The sequence below is a fragment of the Streptosporangium sp. NPDC001681 genome (assembly GCF_040298085.1).
Taxonomy (GTDB): Bacteria; Actinomycetota; Actinomycetes; order Streptosporangiales; family Streptosporangiaceae; genus Streptosporangium.
In genome coordinates this window covers 1-16,180 of record NZ_JBEOZN010000183.1, presented here as the reverse complement: position 1 = coordinate 16,180, position 16,180 = coordinate 1, and the positions used below count along the sequence as shown (strand labels likewise).

The window sequence follows — 16,180 nt, the reverse complement described above, 5'->3', positions numbered from 1 at the left end:
GCCCCCCCGCGCCCCCGCCGGGGGCCCCCCCGCCCCCCCCGCCCGGCGCCGCCCCCCCGGCGGGGGTGTGAGCGCGACACGGGCGTGGCGCGCCGCCGCGGAGCGCCACGTGCGGGCCGGCCATCCGGCACCGCCCATCACCGAACCGGCTCGCGCGGCGGCCGATCCTGCCGAACCGCCGCTCAGTCCTGGCTGTTCAGCGCGCCGGGAAGCCGCTCCAGCAGGCTCTTCAGGTCATCGGCGTGCTCCTCCTCCTGAGTCGGCAGATCCTCGAAGACACACCGGGTGGTCACGTCGCCGTCGCCGAGCCAGTCGACGATCTCGGTGTAGGAGGCGATCGCGATCCGCTCGGCGACCAGATCCTCCTTGACCATCTCGATCAGGTCGAGGCTGTCGTCGTACTCGGCGTGTGAGCGCGCGGTCAGCGTCTCGGGGTTGAAATCCGGCTCGCCGCCGAGCTGGACGATGCGCCGGGCGAGCCTGTCCACGTGCGCCTGCTCCTCCGCGGCGTGCTCCAGGAACTCCACCGCCACCCCCGCGTGAATGCCGGAGACGGTGTAGTAGTGCCGCTTGTGAAGTCTCCCGACGCCTTCCGCGTCATGCCTGGACGCAGCGGCCATGAACATTTCTGCCGATCACAAAAATTTTCCATGCTCAAACCGAGTACGGAATATCAAAACGCGTGCGACGTACCCAGAAGAAGCTCGAACAAAAGGACTACCAGCACTCCTCAGGCGTGGAGCGACACTCCGAAAGGTTTCGGATATGCTGCCAAGCATGTCAGGTAAGCCTCGGGTGACGATCGCCCGCATCGCCCAGGAGGCCGGGGTCTCCGCGCCCACCGTCTCCAAGGTGATCAACGGCAGGTCCGAGGTGTCGCCGGAGACCCGCAGGCGAGTCGAACGGCTCCTTCACAAGCACGGCTACGTCCGCCGCGCCACCGGCGCCGACGGCCCCGTCGGCCTGGTAGACCTGATCTTCGCCGAGTTGGAGAGCCCGTGGGCGATGGAGCTCATCCGCGGGGCCGAGAGCGCGGCCGCGGAGGCCGAGGCCAGCATCGTGATCTCCGTCCTGCACACCCACGCCGGCCCCGGTCGCGACTGGCTCGACCGGCTGGCGGCCCGCCGTACCGACGGCGTGATCATCATTGGCTCCCGGCTCTCGGCTCAGCAGTACGGCCAGCTCAACACCCGCTCGATCCCCTTCGTGGTCGTCGACCCCGAGGGCGAGCCGGCCCCCGGCGTGGCGTCGGTGGGCGCGACCAACTGGCAGGGCGGCCTGAATGCGACCCGGCACCTGCTGGAACTGGGCCACCGTCGGATCGGCATGATCGGCGGTCCACCCGACGTGCTGTGCAGCCGCGCCCGCATAGACGGCTACCGTGCCGCGCTGGAGACCGCGGGCGTCGAGGTCGATCCCGCGCTGATCCTGCACGGCGACTTCCTCGTCGGCTCCGGCCACGACCACGGTCACGCCCTGCTCTCGCTGCCCGACCGCCCGACCGCCATCTTCGCCGGCAGCGATCTGCAGGCCTTTGGTGTCTTCGAGGCCGCCAGGCAGCGCGGACTGCGCGTCCCCGACGACCTGAGCGTCGTCGGCTTCGACGACCTGCCCCTTTCCAGGTCCGCCTGGCCACCGCTCACCACGGTCCGCCAGCCCCTGGAGGAGATGGCCTTCCTCGCCACCCGCATGGCACTGGGCATCTCCCGCGGCGAGGCTCCCGAACCCCGCCGGGTCGAACTCTCCACCGACCTCGTCGTCCGGGAGAGCTCCGCTCCCCCGGCGGGCTAGCGCGCGAATCTCACCGAGCTTCACCGGTGGCCTGCCGTGGCCGCCTCCGGAGCGTCGCCACGGGGGCACCATGCCGTCGCTCCTGCTTCACCTCGATTACGACACGCCTCTAATCCCGCCAACTCCTATGGCGAATTACCCCGATATTTCATGCGATCTCGCGATAACACTTCTCCCCTATTACCTTGTCTCATATGGTGACTCTGCCGCGAAAAGCCTTCGAATAATAAACCCTTAAATCCGGCATGTGGCCACCAATGACAGGGGGAGGAGCCCATGGCCGCTTCACGATGGAGAATCACTCGTCTCGCACTCGTCCCGTTGCTCGCCGGCGTTCTGATCGCGGGCCTCACCGGGACCGCGACCGCCACCGCGAGTGGGCACGCCCCGCTGAGCGCCTCCACCGCGAGAAACCTCGACGACATCAACCAGGACATTCGCAGCGCCCAGTACGTCGTCAATCGTTTCTGGGCAACCCACTGGTCCGAGTTCTTCCCCGGCTGGTATTCACCCCCGCGCGTTCTCGGCGGGTACGACGGCGCGCGGAGCAACGTGCCGAGATGCCAGGGATCCCCCCTCCCCGATGACAACGCCCTGTACTGCTGGCCGCCCTACGACTTCATCGCGTGGGACGTCGACCTGATGCGAATGGGATACCGGCAGGGGGACGCCTGGGTCTATCTGATCATCGCGCACGAATGGGGCCACGCCGTCCAGGCCCGCATTCCACGGAAGCTGCTGTCACGGCGACTCGAACTCCAGGCCGACTGCCTCGCCGGGGCGACCCTTTTCGGAGCCGCCGAGGACGGCATCCTGTTCTTCGAGACCGGCGACACCCAGGAGATCGCGGCGGCCCTGCGGCAGCACGCCGACGACACCCCCTGGACCGATGTGAGCGACCACGGCAGCGCCTCCCAGCGCCTGAGCGCCTTCAACCGGGGCGCGCGCCAGGGCGTGCGGGGATGCTTCACCTGACGAGGGGCTCTCCCCGAGACCTCGGCCGTCCTCGCGAATCCGCCCGTTCGTATCCGCTCCCCGGCCCGCGCGTGAGCCACCCGCCCCGCGCGCGGGTCCGGTCCCGCGCAGGACGTCGACCCCCGTCATGGGCTCGCGGTCACTCCGCGGCGAGTCCGCGCCGGACCAGCCGAGCACCACGGGTCCAGAATCTCTCTGCCGCTAGGCGGAGCTGTACGCCGGGACCCACCTTGCTTCGGCCGGGAATCCCCCGCCCCTGAGGCCGCGGAGGGGGTCGCCCCTCTTCCTGGAGAGCGACTCGGCGCCCCGCCGCTCCTCCGGCAGCACCTGCCAGATGGGATCACGCCGGATGACCGGCCGGTTCCGGTCCGGCTCCGTCTCCGAGATCGGCGTCCAGAGCGTGCGGACGCCATGCTCGTTGACGAGCCGCAGGGGGGTTCGGCACCCCGGGCAGCGGATCCTTCCGGTGCCGAGGTCCTCACGCCGGGCGGTGAAGTAGCCGTAGTGGTCCACCCCCCGCTCGTCCCACGCCAGATCCATGTGCCGATCCCAGTCGACCTCCGCGCCGGCTCCGCTCTTCGGGGCGCAGACCGGGCAGGGCACCCGCATCTCCTCCCAGAACCGCGGGCCGGCGAGTTCCGGATCGTGCCTGCCGACGTGCCTGACCGTTCCGGCGACGATCCTCCCTCCGCCCGCCGTTCGCCCGCGGACCTCCGGAGCGGTGGTGATCGGATCGGAGTTGTTGATGAGCCTGGCGAAGCGGTCCGCCTGGGCGTCACCCAGGCGGGGGACGCCCAGGACGGTACGGGCGGTCAGGTGTTCCAGTCGCCGGATGGCGCCCGAGGGCCGGGCGACGTGCGCAGAGGTGATCATGGGTGGCGTGGAGCCGCGTGGCAGCAGCCACAGCGTGGCCAGCAGTTCGCTCACCGTCCAGAACGACGTGAAGTAGTCGGGAGCGGGATGGACGATGGCTCTGCCGGTCGCGATGATCTCGTACATCAGCCGTGCCACGCCTTCCCACATCTGCTGCCGCGTGACCACCTCGGCCGGGTAGGAGTACTCGCGGGGCGGCACCATCCGCACGGTGACCGCGTGGGCCTTCTCGAAGGTGGCACGCCACTCCTCCGCCTCCCTGCGCCCGCCGTCGTGGAAGCTGAGAAAGTAGTCGGCCGGGTTGTCGAACATCCAGTAGTGCCCCGGTGAGCGCGGCGACGGCGCCCGGTCCGCCCCCAGCGCGCGGCGCAGGTGCCGCTCCAGCCACTCGCCCAGCGCCGGGTTCTCCAGGGTCTCGCCGTGGACGGGAGCGTGGCTGGCACGGGTCAGTACGTTGCGGGGCAACGGGCTGCGGCTGAGGACGATGCTGCCGGGGTCGAGCTTGGCACGCGTGTCGAAGGCCGCGTAGACGTCCTCGGAACCCTCGACCGAGCAGTCCCACACGACGAAGGTCGACGTCCGCCGCGCCGCGAGCGCGACGGCCCCGCCGATGCCGGGAGGCGCGACCACCAGACCGATCCCCAGCCTCGCACAGATCGGCCGTACCCAGTTGTCCAGCAGGTCACGGCCGCTCTCGGTCGGCGGTACGAAGGCCGTCAGGGTGGCGTTCACCCGGCCGTCCCAACCGGCCCGGCCTGCACGACCGGTGCGACCGGTGCGCCCCACGGCCGGTGGCCCGCGCGGCCCGTCGCCGGCCGGCCAAGCCGCCGGCGATCCCTCCCGGGGTTGTACATGGAACCCATCTGATGCTCTCCCCTTGGCATGACGTTCCGTGAACGGCTCTCTCCGGCAGCGGAGGGTGTGCGATGGCGACCACCCGCGCGGTCACCCGTCCAGATGGTTCTCCAGGAGGGTGACCAGCTCGATGACCCCGTGGAAGGGGAGAGGCGGCCCGGCCCCCTCGGCCTCGATGGTCCCGGCGATGTGACCGGTAGCGGTCCTCTGGACGTCTATGGTCAACCGCATTCCGGCCTCCCGTCGGCGGCGCCGCTCTCCTGGCGCTCTGGCAGGCGCTCACGGTAGTCGCGGGAGACGCGGAAGGCATCCGGGTGGCACCCCTACGGATCGCCCGGCGGGCTTCGACACGCCCTGCTTCTCCGTACGCCGGCCTGGGGAGGCCGCTTCCCGGTTACTCGCCGGGGTCGGACAGGACGGCGCGGAGCTCGATCCTGCTGGTGACGTTCAGCTTGGCGTAGACGCGGTTCAGCTGTGTCTCCACGGTGCTGATCGTCACCGAGCGCCGCTGTGCGATCTGACGGGTGGTCATGCCCTCGCAGACCATCGCCACGACCTCGCGCTCGGCCCCGGTGAGGCTGCCGAAGGCCGCGCTGGGACCGTCCACCGAAAGCCTGAGCTCCCCCGCCGTCTTCAGGGCGAGGTCGGCGTAGGCGGCGGCACCGGTGCGGTTGAAGGTGGCCAGCGCCCGCCGCAGCGACCGCTCCGCCTCGGCATGACGACCCCGGGCGTGCAGGGAGCGCGTCGTCACCAGGTCGATCCGGCCGGCCTCGATCGGCAGACCCACCTCTCCGGCCAAGGCGAAGGCCTCCTCACAGTCCCGTACGGCACGCGCGTGGTCACCGCGGGCGGCGGCGATCTGGGCCCGCACCCTGGCGATGGACATCAGCGTGGAGCGGCGCCCGCTGGAGGCGGCCCTGTCGGCGAAGGCGCCCAGGGCGACGTCCGCCTCGTCGAGCCGGCCGAGCAGGGAGAGCGCGTCGGCACCGACCGGGCCGAACAGGTGGGTACCGGGCTCCAGCGAGTCATAGTGGAGCTCGATGGCCTCGGCCGCGCCGAGCAGCCGCCGGGCGTCGCCCCGGGCCTGGGCGATCGCCGCCCGCGCGCCGGCCGCGTAGGCGAGACTCACCCTGCTCTCGACGATCGGCGCCCATTCCGCGGCCTGGCGGGCGTGCTCGCGCGCCCGGTCCCACTCTCCCCTGGCCGCGCGGGGGTAGCACGCCAGGGAGTGCAGGAGGGCGTAGTCCCAGACCCGCTCGTTCTCCTCGGCGTCGCCGACGGCGAGCCGGGTGAACCTGACGGCGTCGTCGAGCCTGCCCCGCCGGTACTCGACCTCACCCAGGAAGCCGAGCGCCTGGCCCACCCGCAGCGCCTCGCCGCGCGTGGCCCGCGCGACGCTGTCACGCAGGTCGCCGGAGGCTCCGTCGAGGTCGTCGGTCCACAGCCGGATCATGCCGCGGGCCACCAGACCGTCCAGCCCGGCCGCCGAACCTGGCAGGTCGGCGTCCGCCAGGGACCACAGTGCCTCCTCGGCCCGTCCGGCCAGGGTCCAGCCCAGGGATTGGGCGAACCAGGCGAACGCCCGCACCCACGGCTCGCGGCTGCCCGCCGCGACGGCCGCCGTGCCGTACTCGACCATCTCGGGGTAGGAGATCTCGACCACGCCGATGATCGCCAGCTGGGCCGCGATGCGCGCCCGCAGGTCCGCGGGCGCGTGCGGGCTCTCCGCCCCGTCGTGCCCGGCCGCGCCCAGTGCCTTGACCAGCAGCAGCCTGGCCTCCGCGACGCGTCCGGAGATCAGGGCCTGGTAACCGGCGACGTAGTCGCGCCAGGGGCCTGCCGGCGCGGCGAGGATCTCGCTCTCGTAGCGCCTGGCGACGGTGGCGTCACCGCAGACCAGCAGGGTCTCGGCGGCGGTCAGCACGCGGGCGACACGATCGGGTCCCGGCGGGGTCAGTTCCGCGGCGTGGCGGGCGTAGACGGCCGCCAGCGGCAGCCTGCCCCGAGACAGCTGGGCCTGGGCCTCGCCCTGGGCCAGCGCGGCGAGCTCACCGTCCGTACCGCCACCGGAGGCGGCGATCCCGTGCCAGAGCGCGCCCGGACCTCCCAGCAGGGCGGCGTTACGGTGCAGGGCACGGCGGCGCTCGACGCTGGAGTCGTAGTAGATGCGGTCCCAGACGAGCAGGGTGGTGAAGGCGAACTCCTGCCCCGCCGTTCCCGGGATCTCCTTGACCAATCCGGCACCGACTGCCTCCGTGAGGGGAACGGTGACGTCGGCGACGCCGGAGAGCGCACGCAGGTCGGCCAGGCGGAAGCGGCGGCCGAGCACCGCCGCCGCGCCCACGACCTCGCGGGTGCGGCGGGCACACGACGCCAGCCGCGCCACGACGGCCTGCGTCATACCGCGAGGGGCGGGCAGCGGGCCGTTGCCGAAGTTGATCGAGCGCATCTCCACCTGGTCCAGCAGGAGGATCGAATGCTGCGCGTTGCCGTCGGTGTGCTCGTGCAGTCTCCTGGCCCCTGAGGGGGTGAGCCCGTCGTGGCCTGTCGCGACGGCGAGCCGTACGAGATCGTCGGCGGAGAGCCCCCCGACCTGGAGCAAGCGCCCCTGCGGCGAGTCGAAGATGCGCTCCCAGCCCTCGTGGAGTTCCAGGGGTGGCGCGTCCGGAGCCGCTCCCGGCGCGTACCCGGGAGCCTGGTGGACGACCAGGAGCATGACCTGAGCGTTGCGCAGGCGCCGGGCCGCCAGGCGGAGCGCGGTCATCGACTGCCGGTCGCCGCAGTGCGCGTCGTCGACGACCACGATCAGAGCGTCCGCGACGGCGAACTCCGCCGCGAGGGCCTGGCCGACGAAGGCGGCCTCGGCCTGCCCGGCCAGCGTCCGGGCGAGCGTCGGGGTCGGCAGTTGCTCGGCGATCTGTTCCAGCACCCCCCAGGGATGGGCGAGCGCGTCCTCGTCGCCGAAGGCTCGCACGGTCCGCACCCCGGGGACGGTCCGCAGGAAGCGCTCGACCAGCTCGGTCTTGCCGATTCCCGCCGTCCCACGGACACCCACGATCCGTGCGTCGCGGCGTCTGGCCGCCCCCCACGCCTCCCCGAGGAAGTCGAGCTCCCGCTTCCGGCCGATGAACAGCGGAGAGGTTCTGCCGTGCAACGCAGCGCTCCCTTTTCACGTTTCGCATGTTCTTGACGGTGATTATGGGTCAGAGATCAACCTATCGGCACTGATTTCACCTGAAGATTCTTCGCGGAGTGAATCCGAACGAATTTCACATCGTCGGCGTACGGTGCGGATTCCACCGCGGGCACGAACGCGAGGGCAGGCCGGAAAGCGGGCAGCGATCGCACGGACTGCCGGGAGCCGGCCCGCGGGAGATCCGCTACGCCCGTTCCCACAGACTCCCACCTGCTCTTTTCTCGATCCCACCGGCCGATTTCCCGCGCGGGGAACGATCCGCACTCGGGAGGGAGAGTGATTCACGAATACGGTCGACCACAAAACGGCCGCCATCCTTAATTCCCACACACATGGTATGGATTTTCCACGACCGGCGACTTCGGCGCTCAGTAAGTATGCGATGACGCGAAGTGCCCGATACCCCGCACCATTACGCGGTAGCGCACACCGCGGAGACCGCGTGCGATTTCCCGGCCACAACTCGGCGGTCAAGGTCCCGCTCGCCGCCGCCGCGGGAGGCGACTCGGCGTCACGCCGGCCCGGGATCGAATCGCCCGCCGCCCGGCCTGCGTGCGTGCCGCTGGAGATGCGCCCGGGAGGCCTCACCCCGGCCAGCGGACCGTCACCCCTCTGGCCGCGTCGAAGACCAGGCAGTCGGAACGGTCTTCGTTCATGCCGGTGGTCAGCGTGACAAGTTGACATCCTCTCCGCCCTAACGGACGGAGATTCCCGCCTGCCACGTCGTACGCGACTTCGGGTGGGTTACTGCTTCTTCGCGCGGTGCCGGAACAGGTCCCGGTCTTACCCACGCTCGCCCCGGTCTACCGCAGGTCGATCAGCAGCGTGGTAACGGGTCCCGGGGCCCCTCGTACGAACAGCTTGAACCGCGTCTTCGGGTCGTCGTACGCCCACGAAGAGGCCTCGATCACCTGCGCCCGGAGTGAGACCTTTCCCGATCAGTTGAGGTGGAAGACCTCCTCGAGCGAGACCATTCCCTCGTCCGGGCGGCCGTCGAGGCTCTCGAAGAGCGGCGCCATCTCGGCCTGCCATCGGGCGTTGACCTCTGTCGCGGCCATGGCCTCGCGGGCCGCCTCGAAGTCCTCGGTCTCCAGATAGCCGACCAGTAGCCCGTCCTCGCGCAGGAAGAGCGAGTAGTTGTGCCAGCCGGTGGCGCTCAGGGCGTCGAGCATCTCGGGCCAGACGGCACGATGGCGCTCGCGGTACTCCTGGAGGCGCTCCGGCCTCACCTTCAGCAGGAAGCAGACACGCTGCATGGGATTGCCCTTCTCGGGAAGTCGGCGGCAGGCAGGCTCCTGCTGAAAAACGATTTAACAAGCTGGGCTGGACAGTAGAACCAAGCTCCCGGGGGTGTCAATGGCACATGAACACGCTGTGTCCTTAGCGTTACACGGCATGCGTCCCGGCCGGCCCCGCGTCTCCGAGGACCCACCGCCCTCCACTGCCGAGCATCTGGCCGCCATCTGTTGCCACGTTTTAACCATTTCGGTACCTCGCGCGAGCTCCGTGACAGTGCCGACCACCCCGCGAGCGCGGGTCAGGAGGTGTGGGTGATCACGGCCCCCGGCGGGCGGACGCGTTCCGATACCCGCGACCGGTCGCCAGGTAGAAGGGGCTCCGTCTGGTTAGCCATCTGGCTCGCCGTCCGGTTCGGGGAGGAAGACGACTCCATGAGCTGCTTCACCTGCCGTCTCTGACATATCACCCATATCAGGAAGGGCTTTCCGGCTAGGCTTGGACCGTGCCCGTCTACGTGGCCGTGGATCTCGGAGCTGAGAGCGGCCGGGTGCTGACCGGCGAATTCGATGGTGAACGGCTCGCGGTGCGGGAGGTGCACCGCTTCGCCAACCGGCCGGTCCGCGTCCTCGACGGCCTGTACTGGGACGTGCTCGGACTGCTCGCACAGACGCGCGGAGGCATCGCGCTGGCCGCCGCCCGCGGTCGTGTCACCAGCGTGGGCGTGGACGCCTGGGGTGGCGACTTCGCCCTCCTCGACCGTGACGGGCGGTTGCTGGCCAACCCCCGCCACCACCTCGATCCCTACACCTCCGGCCTGGCGGGCCTCGTCTCCTGGCAGGACCACTACGAGCTGACCGGCATCCGCCCCGGGCCCGGCACCACGGCCTGCCAGTTGCTGGCGCACGCCGGATCGCCGCTTCTGGAGGCGGCCGACCACCTGGCGATGGTGCCGGACCTGTTCACCCTCTGGCTGAGCGGTGAGATGGTCACCGAGCGGACGATCGCGAGCACCAGCCAGCTGCTGGACGTCAGGACCGGCCGCTGGGCGAGCAGCCTTGTCACCCGCCTGGGCCTGCCCCGCCACCTGTTCGCCCACCGGCTCACCGAGCCGGGCACGGTCGCGGGGCCACTGCGGGAGAAGGGCGGGGACGGCCCGGGTGGAGTCGTGGTCGTCGCGGTGGCCGGCCACGACTCCGCCTCCGCCGCGGTGGCGCTGCCCGTCTCGTCCGGCTCTGTCGGCTACGTCTCCTGCGGCACCCGCTCGCTGGCGGGACTGGAGCTCGACGCCCCGGTCACGAGCCGGGCGGCCAGGCTCGCGGGCTTCAGCAACGAGGGCGGCGTCATGGGGACCGTGCGATTCACTCGCGCCCTCAACGGCCTGCTGCTGCTCCAGGAGTGCCGCAGATCCTGGGGCGTGCGCACCTCGTACGCGGACCTGGTCGCCGAGGCCGCCGCCACGCCCGCCTTCGGGCCGCTGATCGACCCCGGCCACCCGTGGTTCCTCGAACCCGGCGACATGCCGGCGAGGATCGCGGCCTACTGCCACTCGACCGGGCAGGCGCCGCCCGCCGGCCGCGCGGAGACGGTGCGCTGCGTCCTGGAGAGTCTCGCCTGTTCCTACCGTTGGGCCCTGGAGCAGGCCGAGTTCCTCAGCGACCGGCGGGTGGAGGCCGTGCACCTCGTGGGGGCCGGGGCCTCCAGCGAGACACTGTGCCGGCTCGTCGCCGACTTCGCCGGACGGCCCGTGCTGGCCGGTCCCGTGGAGGCGACCGCCGTGGGAAACCTGCTCATCCAGGCCATGGCCGACGGCCGCATCGGCTCCCTCACCGAGCTACGCGAGGTGGTCCGCCGCTCGTTCCGGCCCCGGCCGTTCCCACCCGGCCGCGAACGGGAGCCGTACGAGATCGCCTACTCCCGATACCGGCAGCTCACCGGGATAGACAGATTCCACGTCGACGCGGAACCCGGGCTGAGCGTCGGCACCGAGCACTGACCCGGGAGCAGCCGATCCCAGCGGTTTCTCACCCCCGTCCGGCGAGCGGTAACCTACCTGCCCCGACACCCGCGTACCTGAGTAGTCGGCTCCGGAAGTCCTTCGGGGGTTGGCGTGACGGGTGGTTGCGTGGCCCGAGGTACTCAGGTGTGCAGGCCGCTGAAGGGATGCGATCACTACGGTCTTAGCGGGATAGTCCCAGCTTGCCCGCCCGCAGCCCGGCCTGGAAGCGGGAGCCGGCCTCGAGCTTGGCCATCAGCTCAGCCACGCGCCGCCGATAGGTGCGTAGCGAGACGCCGAGCCGTTTGGCCGCCGATTCGTCGGTGAGTCCCGAACCGAGGGCTTCGAGGATCATGCGGCTGTCGGCATCGAGGTGGGGGATGTCGCTGCGCAGATAGGTGTCGAGATCGACGGCGGTGTCCCAGATCGCCCGGAACAGCGAGTGGACGCCGTCGACCAGGATCTGCGACGTCGTCACGGTGTACTCACGGCCGGTGGGTGTCTCCCGGCCGGCAAGGATCATCACCCGCCGGTCGATGAGGATGGTCTCGTGCGGCAGTTGGGAGCCGCCTATCCGAACGAGAGCGCCCTTGCTCTGCACCAGCCGCAGGTGCGCCCGGGCCTCCTCGTCGGCGAGCGCGACCGGGCCGAGCAGCTTTCGAGAGGTGAAGCCCGAGGCATCCGCAGTACCCATCCGGTTCCGGATCGCGGCCCTGGCCTCCGGCTGCGACCAGGTCTTGAGGTCCCGGGCGGCGCAGAGGAACTCGGTCTGCGCGGACTCGAAGAGATGACCGGCACGCGCGATCAACTCTGCGTCCCCTCGCACTGAAAACACCTGTTCGTTCTGCATCCCGCCAGTCTGGCAGCAAGCTGCCACGAGCTCGCTGGGCGTCGTGGCGGCGGACACGATGAGCCTCGTGACGATCGAGACCTTCTCCCTCGGCGGAGATCTGACCATCAACCGGCTCGGCTTCGGCGCGATGCGCCTGGCGATGGGCACCTTCGACGGCCCGCCGCGAGCTCCTGAGAGTGGCATCGCCGTGCTCCGGCGCGCCGTGGAGCTGGGCGTGAACCACATCGACACGGCGGGCTTCTACGGCAGGGGAGCGGTGCGGGCCAACGAATTGATCCGTACGGCATTGACCCCCTACCGTGACGATCTGGTGATCGCCACGAAGGTCGGGCCACTGCCCGGACCAAACGGTGTGCCGAGCGAGCAGGCGACGCCTGATCAGTTGCGCGGCCTGGTCGAGGCGGATCTGCGCTCTCTCGGCCTGGACCGGCTCGACCTGGTTTATCTACGGGTCGGTGGGATGACCGGACCGGGGGGCGAATCGATCGCCGAACGGTTCGCGGTGCTGGCCGAGCTCCGCGCGGAGGGGCTGATCCGGCACCTGGGCGTCAGCAACGTCGACGCCGCGCAGCTCGCCGAGGCCCGGGCGATCGCGCCCGTCGCGGCGGTGCAGAACCGGCACACCGGTGACATGGGACTGCTGGCGGAATGTGAGGAAGCGGGCATCGCGTACGTGCCGTACTTCCCCCTCGGCGGCGGTGGCGGCCCGCTCGACGCCGACCGGCTCGGCAAGGTCGCAGCACGCCTGGGCGCGACCACAGCGCAGGTCCAGATCGCATCGCTGCTGGCGAAGTCGCCGTCGGTGCTTGCGATTCCGGGCACCGGTTCTCTCGATCACCTGGAGGAGAACCTCGCGGCGCACGATCTCAGCCTCGGTGACGAGGACCTGTCTGACCTGCGAGGCTAACCGATCCCGTGCCCGTTGCCGCCGACCGCCCGACATCCCCGCGACTTCCCCGGCTTGGCCCAGGTCGGGGACCGGCTCCGAGCCTTCGAAGACCGTTACAACGCCACAGCACAGCCGTTCCAGTGGAAGTTCACCACCTCCGACCTGGACGATCTGCCGGCCAGGCTCTACCGGCACACCGCCGATCGCCAGGAGGAATCCTCCGTCGCACTGGCAGTATGAGCAACTCCCGAAGGACTTCCGGAGCCGACCGCTAAGGTTTCCTCCGTGAGAGCGTTCGTCGTGACCGGGCCTCGCCGCTTCTCCGTGTGGGACGTCGAGCCACCGGTCCCCGGCCCCGGGCAGGTCGTCGTCGACGTGGAGCGGGCCGGGGTGTGCGGCACCGACATGGAGTTCTTCAGCGGGGAGATGGCCTACCTCAACGAGGATCACGCCCGCTATCCCATCCGACTCGGCCACGAGTGGTGCGGGAGGGTCTCCTCGGTCGGCGAGGGCGTCGAAGACGGCTGGATCGGCACCCGGGTCACCGGGGACACCATGCTCGGCTGCGGACGGTGCCGCCGCTGCCTGGGCGGGCTGCAACACGTGTGCGAGGACCGCTTCGAGATCGGCATCCGCGGCGGGTGGCCCGGCGCCCTGGCCGAGCAGCTGCCGGTGCCGGTCACGGCGCTGCACGCGCTGCCGGACGCGGTCGACGCGGTGGCCGGGGCCATGGTCGAGCCCGGCGGCAACGCGCTGCGGGCCGTCGAGGCCGCGGCCCTCGCACCGGGTGACCGGCTGCTGGTGCTGGGGCCGGGGACGATCGGCCTGCTCGCCGCCCGGTTCGCCCTGGCGCGCGGCGCGGAGGTCCACATCATGGGCCTGTCGGAGCCGTCACTGGAGTTCGCCCGAGGTCTCGGCGTGCACGGGGCGTGGACCTCCGACAGGCTTCCCCGGCTCCCGTTCGACGCGGTCATCGACGCCTCCAACGCTCCCGGCCTGCCCGCCCTGGCCGTCGACCTGGTGGAGCCGGGCAAGCGGGTGGTCTACATAGGGATAGCGCCGAGGCTCAGCGCCGTCGACACCCGCGCGCTGGTGCTCAAGGATGTCACGGCCGTCGGGATCCTGAGCGCCTCCCCCGGCCTGGCCGGGGCGATCGAGCAGTACGCCTCGGGCTCGGTGGATCCCCGGCCGCTCGTGGCGGCCGTCGTCGGTCTCGAGGAGGTGGGTGCGGTTCTCGCCGGCTCCCGCCCCGCGGGCTCCGGCCCCGGCCCCAAGATCCACGTTGACCCGCGAGCCTGACCTGGCCGTTCCGATCGGGCGGCGGCGGCATGCCCGCGGAGCCGTCCGCTGGGCCTGCGCCGGAACCACGCCGCGGGCCCGTCACCGAAGCCTTCCGTCAGACCCGTGCGGACAAAATATGATCTTTAATAGCCTGGAAGTGTATTGTCGCTTTATGCCCGCTACAGCCCTCTTGTCCGATCAGAGGGCGTGATGACCCCCGATCCGCCGGCCGACTGGGCGCGCAGCGGCGTCGTCACGCTGACCGGCCGCGAGAGCGGCCCTCCGCTGGTGCCACCGGGCCGTGCCGCCACCGTGGCGCGGGAGCTGGCCGGCCGCTTCACCGAGTTCACCGGGGTGCGGGTGGACGGTGCCCGGTTGCTGGCGGAGCGTGCCGCCTTCACCGGCCACCGGCGAGGTGGAGCCGTGTCGGCCGGAGGCGCGTGCCGGCTGCTGCGCACCGCCGACGGCTGGGCGGCGGTCTCCTGCGCCCGCCCCGATGACCCGGCGTTACTGGGAGCGCTGGTCTGCGCGGAGGTGGGCGACGACCCGTGGCCGGCGGTCACCGGCTGGCTGCGCGAGCACACCGGTGCCGAGCTCGCCGAGCGGGCGGCGCTCCTCGGCGTCGCCGCGGGCCCGGTCCGGCACCGGGCCGTTCCGCCCGTCCCGCTCACCCCGCCAGCGCCGGTGACGCCCCGGCCGCCGGACGGTCTGCTGGTCGTGGACTTCAGCGCGCTGTGGGCGGGCCCGCTCTGCGCCCACCTGCTCGGCCTGGCCGGTGCCCGGGTCGTCAAGGTGGAGACGCCGTGGCGGCCGGACGGCGCCCGGGGCGGGAACGCCGCGTTCTACCGGCTGCTGCACGCCGGGCACCGCTCGGTCGTGCTCGACCCCCGCACCCCCTCCGGGCGGCACGCCATGGCCGCCCTGGTCGACGCCGCCGACATCGTCATCGAGGCGTCCAGGCCCCGCGCGCTGGCCGGTTTCGGGCTCGACGCCGAGGCCGCGGTCGCCGCCGGCACCGTCTGGATCTCGATCACCGCGTACGGGCGCGGGAGCGACCGGGTCGGATTCGGTGACGACGTCGCCGCGGCGAGCGGCCTGGTCGCCCATGACGCCGACGGGACCCCGTTGTTCTGCGGCGACGCGATCGCCGACCCGCTCACCGGCCTGACCGCCGCCGTCCTCGCCGCGACGGCGCCGCCGGACGGCACGGGCGCGCTGTGGGACGTCTCCATGTCCGACGTGGTCGCCGCCACGCTGGATCCCGTCGCGGAAACGCCCCCGAGCTCGGTGGCCGCCCGGTCGCGGAACGGCGGCTGGGTCGTCGACGCCTCCTCCGGCCCGGTCGACGTCGCCGTCCCGCTGCGGCGGCCGGTGTCCGGGAGGGCGCCCCGGAGCGGGGAGCACACCGCCGAGGTGCTGCGCGAGCTGGGCGTCGTGTCCCGGTGACCGGTCTGCTGCTGCGCGGCGCCGAACTCGACGGGCGCACCGGGGTCGACGTCCGCGTCGAAGACGGCCACGTCGTCGAGGTGGGCACCGCCCTCGGCCGCCGGCCAGGAGAGGCCTGGTACGACTGCCGGGGCGGCGCGCTACTGCCCGGGCTCTGCGACCACCACCTGCACCTGCACGCGCTCGCCGCCTGGGGCACCTCGGTGCGTTGCGGCCCTCTCGAGGTGACCGGGCCCGCCGCGCTGGCCGCCGCACTGGCCGCGGCCGTCCCCGACGAGCACGGGTGGATCCGTGGCGTCGGGTACGCGGAGACGGTCGCCGGCGACCTCGACGCCGGCGCGCTGGACCGCCTCCGTCCCGACCGCCCGGTCCGCGTCCAGCATCGCAGCGGCGCGCTGTGGACCCTCAACACCGCGGCCATGGCCGCGACCGGTCTGGCCGGGGCCGACCACCCTGGCGTCGAGCGGGACGACCGCGGCTTTCCCACCGGACGGCTCTGGCGCGCCGACGGCTGGCTGCGCTCTCGGCTGCCGCCCGCCGGACCGCCCGATCTCGCCCCGGTGGGCGCCGCCCTCACCCGCTTCGGCATCACCGCCGTCACCGACGCCACCCCCGATCTCGACGCCGGCGCCGTCGCGGCGATCACCGAGGCCATGCGGGGCGGGGCACTGCCCCAGCGCGTCCAGCTGCTCGGCACCCCGCTGGACACCCCGGCCGGGGGGGGGGGGGGCCCGGCGGGGCCCAGCCCCGCCCCCGGCCGCCCCGACAAAACAAACACAAAAACGAGAA

14 protein-coding genes are annotated in these 16,180 nt (G+C 71.6%); 8 read left to right on the top strand and 6 right to left on the bottom strand.

The annotated features are described in order from the left end of the window. Positions 1 to 182: 182 nt before the first annotated feature. Positions 183 to 620 (bottom strand): ferritin-like domain-containing protein, encoded by a 438-nt coding sequence (locus tag ABT130_RS43760; RefSeq protein WP_350965833.1) that lies wholly within the window; start codon positions 618 to 620, stop codon positions 183 to 185. A gap of 157 nt (positions 621 to 777) precedes the next feature. Between ABT130_RS43760 and ABT130_RS43755 the strand changes: the two genes are divergently transcribed. Next, the gene (locus ABT130_RS43755; RefSeq protein ID WP_350926274.1) at positions 778 to 1,791 is read left to right on the top strand and encodes a LacI family DNA-binding transcriptional regulator; all 1,014 of its coding nucleotides are present in this window, start codon (positions 778 to 780) and stop codon (positions 1,789 to 1,791) included. Positions 1,792 to 2,067: 276 nt separating this feature from the next. Beyond that, positions 2,068 to 2,766, top strand: coding sequence for a neutral zinc metallopeptidase (locus tag ABT130_RS43750; protein ID WP_350965831.1), 699 nt, complete (start codon positions 2,068 to 2,070; stop codon positions 2,764 to 2,766). 201 nt (positions 2,767 to 2,967) lie between these two features. Here the strand turns inward: ABT130_RS43750 and ABT130_RS43745 are convergent, their stop codons facing one another. The 4 genes from ABT130_RS43745 to ABT130_RS43730 all read right to left on the bottom strand — a co-directional run bounded on the left by ABT130_RS43745 (position 2,968) and on the right by ABT130_RS43730 (position 8,946). Further along, positions 2,968 to 4,371, bottom strand: coding sequence for a hypothetical protein (locus ABT130_RS43745; protein WP_350965829.1), 1,404 nt, complete (start codon positions 4,369 to 4,371; stop codon positions 2,968 to 2,970). A 213-nt stretch (positions 4,372 to 4,584) separates the two neighbouring features. Continuing rightward, the gene (locus ABT130_RS43740; RefSeq protein WP_350965827.1) at positions 4,585 to 4,725 is read right to left on the bottom strand and encodes a hypothetical protein; all 141 of its coding nucleotides are present in this window, start codon (positions 4,723 to 4,725) and stop codon (positions 4,585 to 4,587) included. Between the two features lie 163 nt (positions 4,726 to 4,888). Next, positions 4,889 to 7,648: a helix-turn-helix transcriptional regulator gene (locus ABT130_RS43735; RefSeq protein ID WP_350965825.1), complete on the bottom strand. Its 2,760-nt coding sequence runs from the start codon at positions 7,646 to 7,648 to the stop codon at positions 4,889 to 4,891. A 980-nt stretch (positions 7,649 to 8,628) separates the two neighbouring features. After that, positions 8,629 to 8,946: an L-rhamnose mutarotase gene (locus ABT130_RS43730; protein ID WP_350965823.1), complete on the bottom strand. Its 318-nt coding sequence runs from the start codon at positions 8,944 to 8,946 to the stop codon at positions 8,629 to 8,631. A 485-nt stretch (positions 8,947 to 9,431) separates the two neighbouring features. Between ABT130_RS43730 and ABT130_RS43725 the strand changes: the two genes are divergently transcribed. After that, positions 9,432 to 10,922, top strand: a complete 1,491-nt coding sequence (locus ABT130_RS43725) for a rhamnulokinase (protein ID WP_350965821.1) — start codon at positions 9,432 to 9,434, stop codon at positions 10,920 to 10,922. A gap of 184 nt (positions 10,923 to 11,106) precedes the next feature. Here the strand turns inward: ABT130_RS43725 and ABT130_RS43720 are convergent, their stop codons facing one another. Then, on the bottom strand, positions 11,107 to 11,829 hold the full coding sequence (locus ABT130_RS43720; protein WP_350965819.1) for a DNA-binding response regulator: 723 nt from the start codon (positions 11,827 to 11,829) through the stop codon (positions 11,107 to 11,109). Between the two features lies 1 nt (position 11,830). Between ABT130_RS43720 and ABT130_RS43715 the strand changes: the two genes are divergently transcribed. The 5 genes from ABT130_RS43715 to ABT130_RS43695 form a co-directional block, all read left to right on the top strand. Then, a complete protein-coding gene (locus ABT130_RS43715; protein WP_350965817.1) occupies positions 11,831 to 12,682 on the top strand; it encodes an oxidoreductase in 852 nt (283 codons plus the stop codon). Between the two features lie 15 nt (positions 12,683 to 12,697). Beyond that, complete coding sequence (locus ABT130_RS43710) at positions 12,698 to 12,904, top strand: hypothetical protein (protein WP_350965815.1); 207 nt, start codon at positions 12,698 to 12,700, stop codon at positions 12,902 to 12,904. Positions 12,905 to 12,949: 45 nt separating this feature from the next. Continuing rightward, positions 12,950 to 13,963: a zinc-dependent alcohol dehydrogenase gene (locus tag ABT130_RS43705; RefSeq protein WP_350965813.1), complete on the top strand. Its 1,014-nt coding sequence runs from the start codon at positions 12,950 to 12,952 to the stop codon at positions 13,961 to 13,963. Positions 13,964 to 14,155: 192 nt separating this feature from the next. Beyond that, positions 14,156 to 15,391, top strand: coding sequence for a CoA transferase (locus ABT130_RS43700; protein WP_350965812.1), 1,236 nt, complete (start codon positions 14,156 to 14,158; stop codon positions 15,389 to 15,391). After that, on the top strand, positions 15,388 to 16,180 hold a 793-nt coding region (locus tag ABT130_RS43695; protein ID WP_350965810.1), incomplete at its 3' end, for an amidohydrolase family protein. The genes ABT130_RS43700 and ABT130_RS43695, both read left to right, overlap by 4 nt.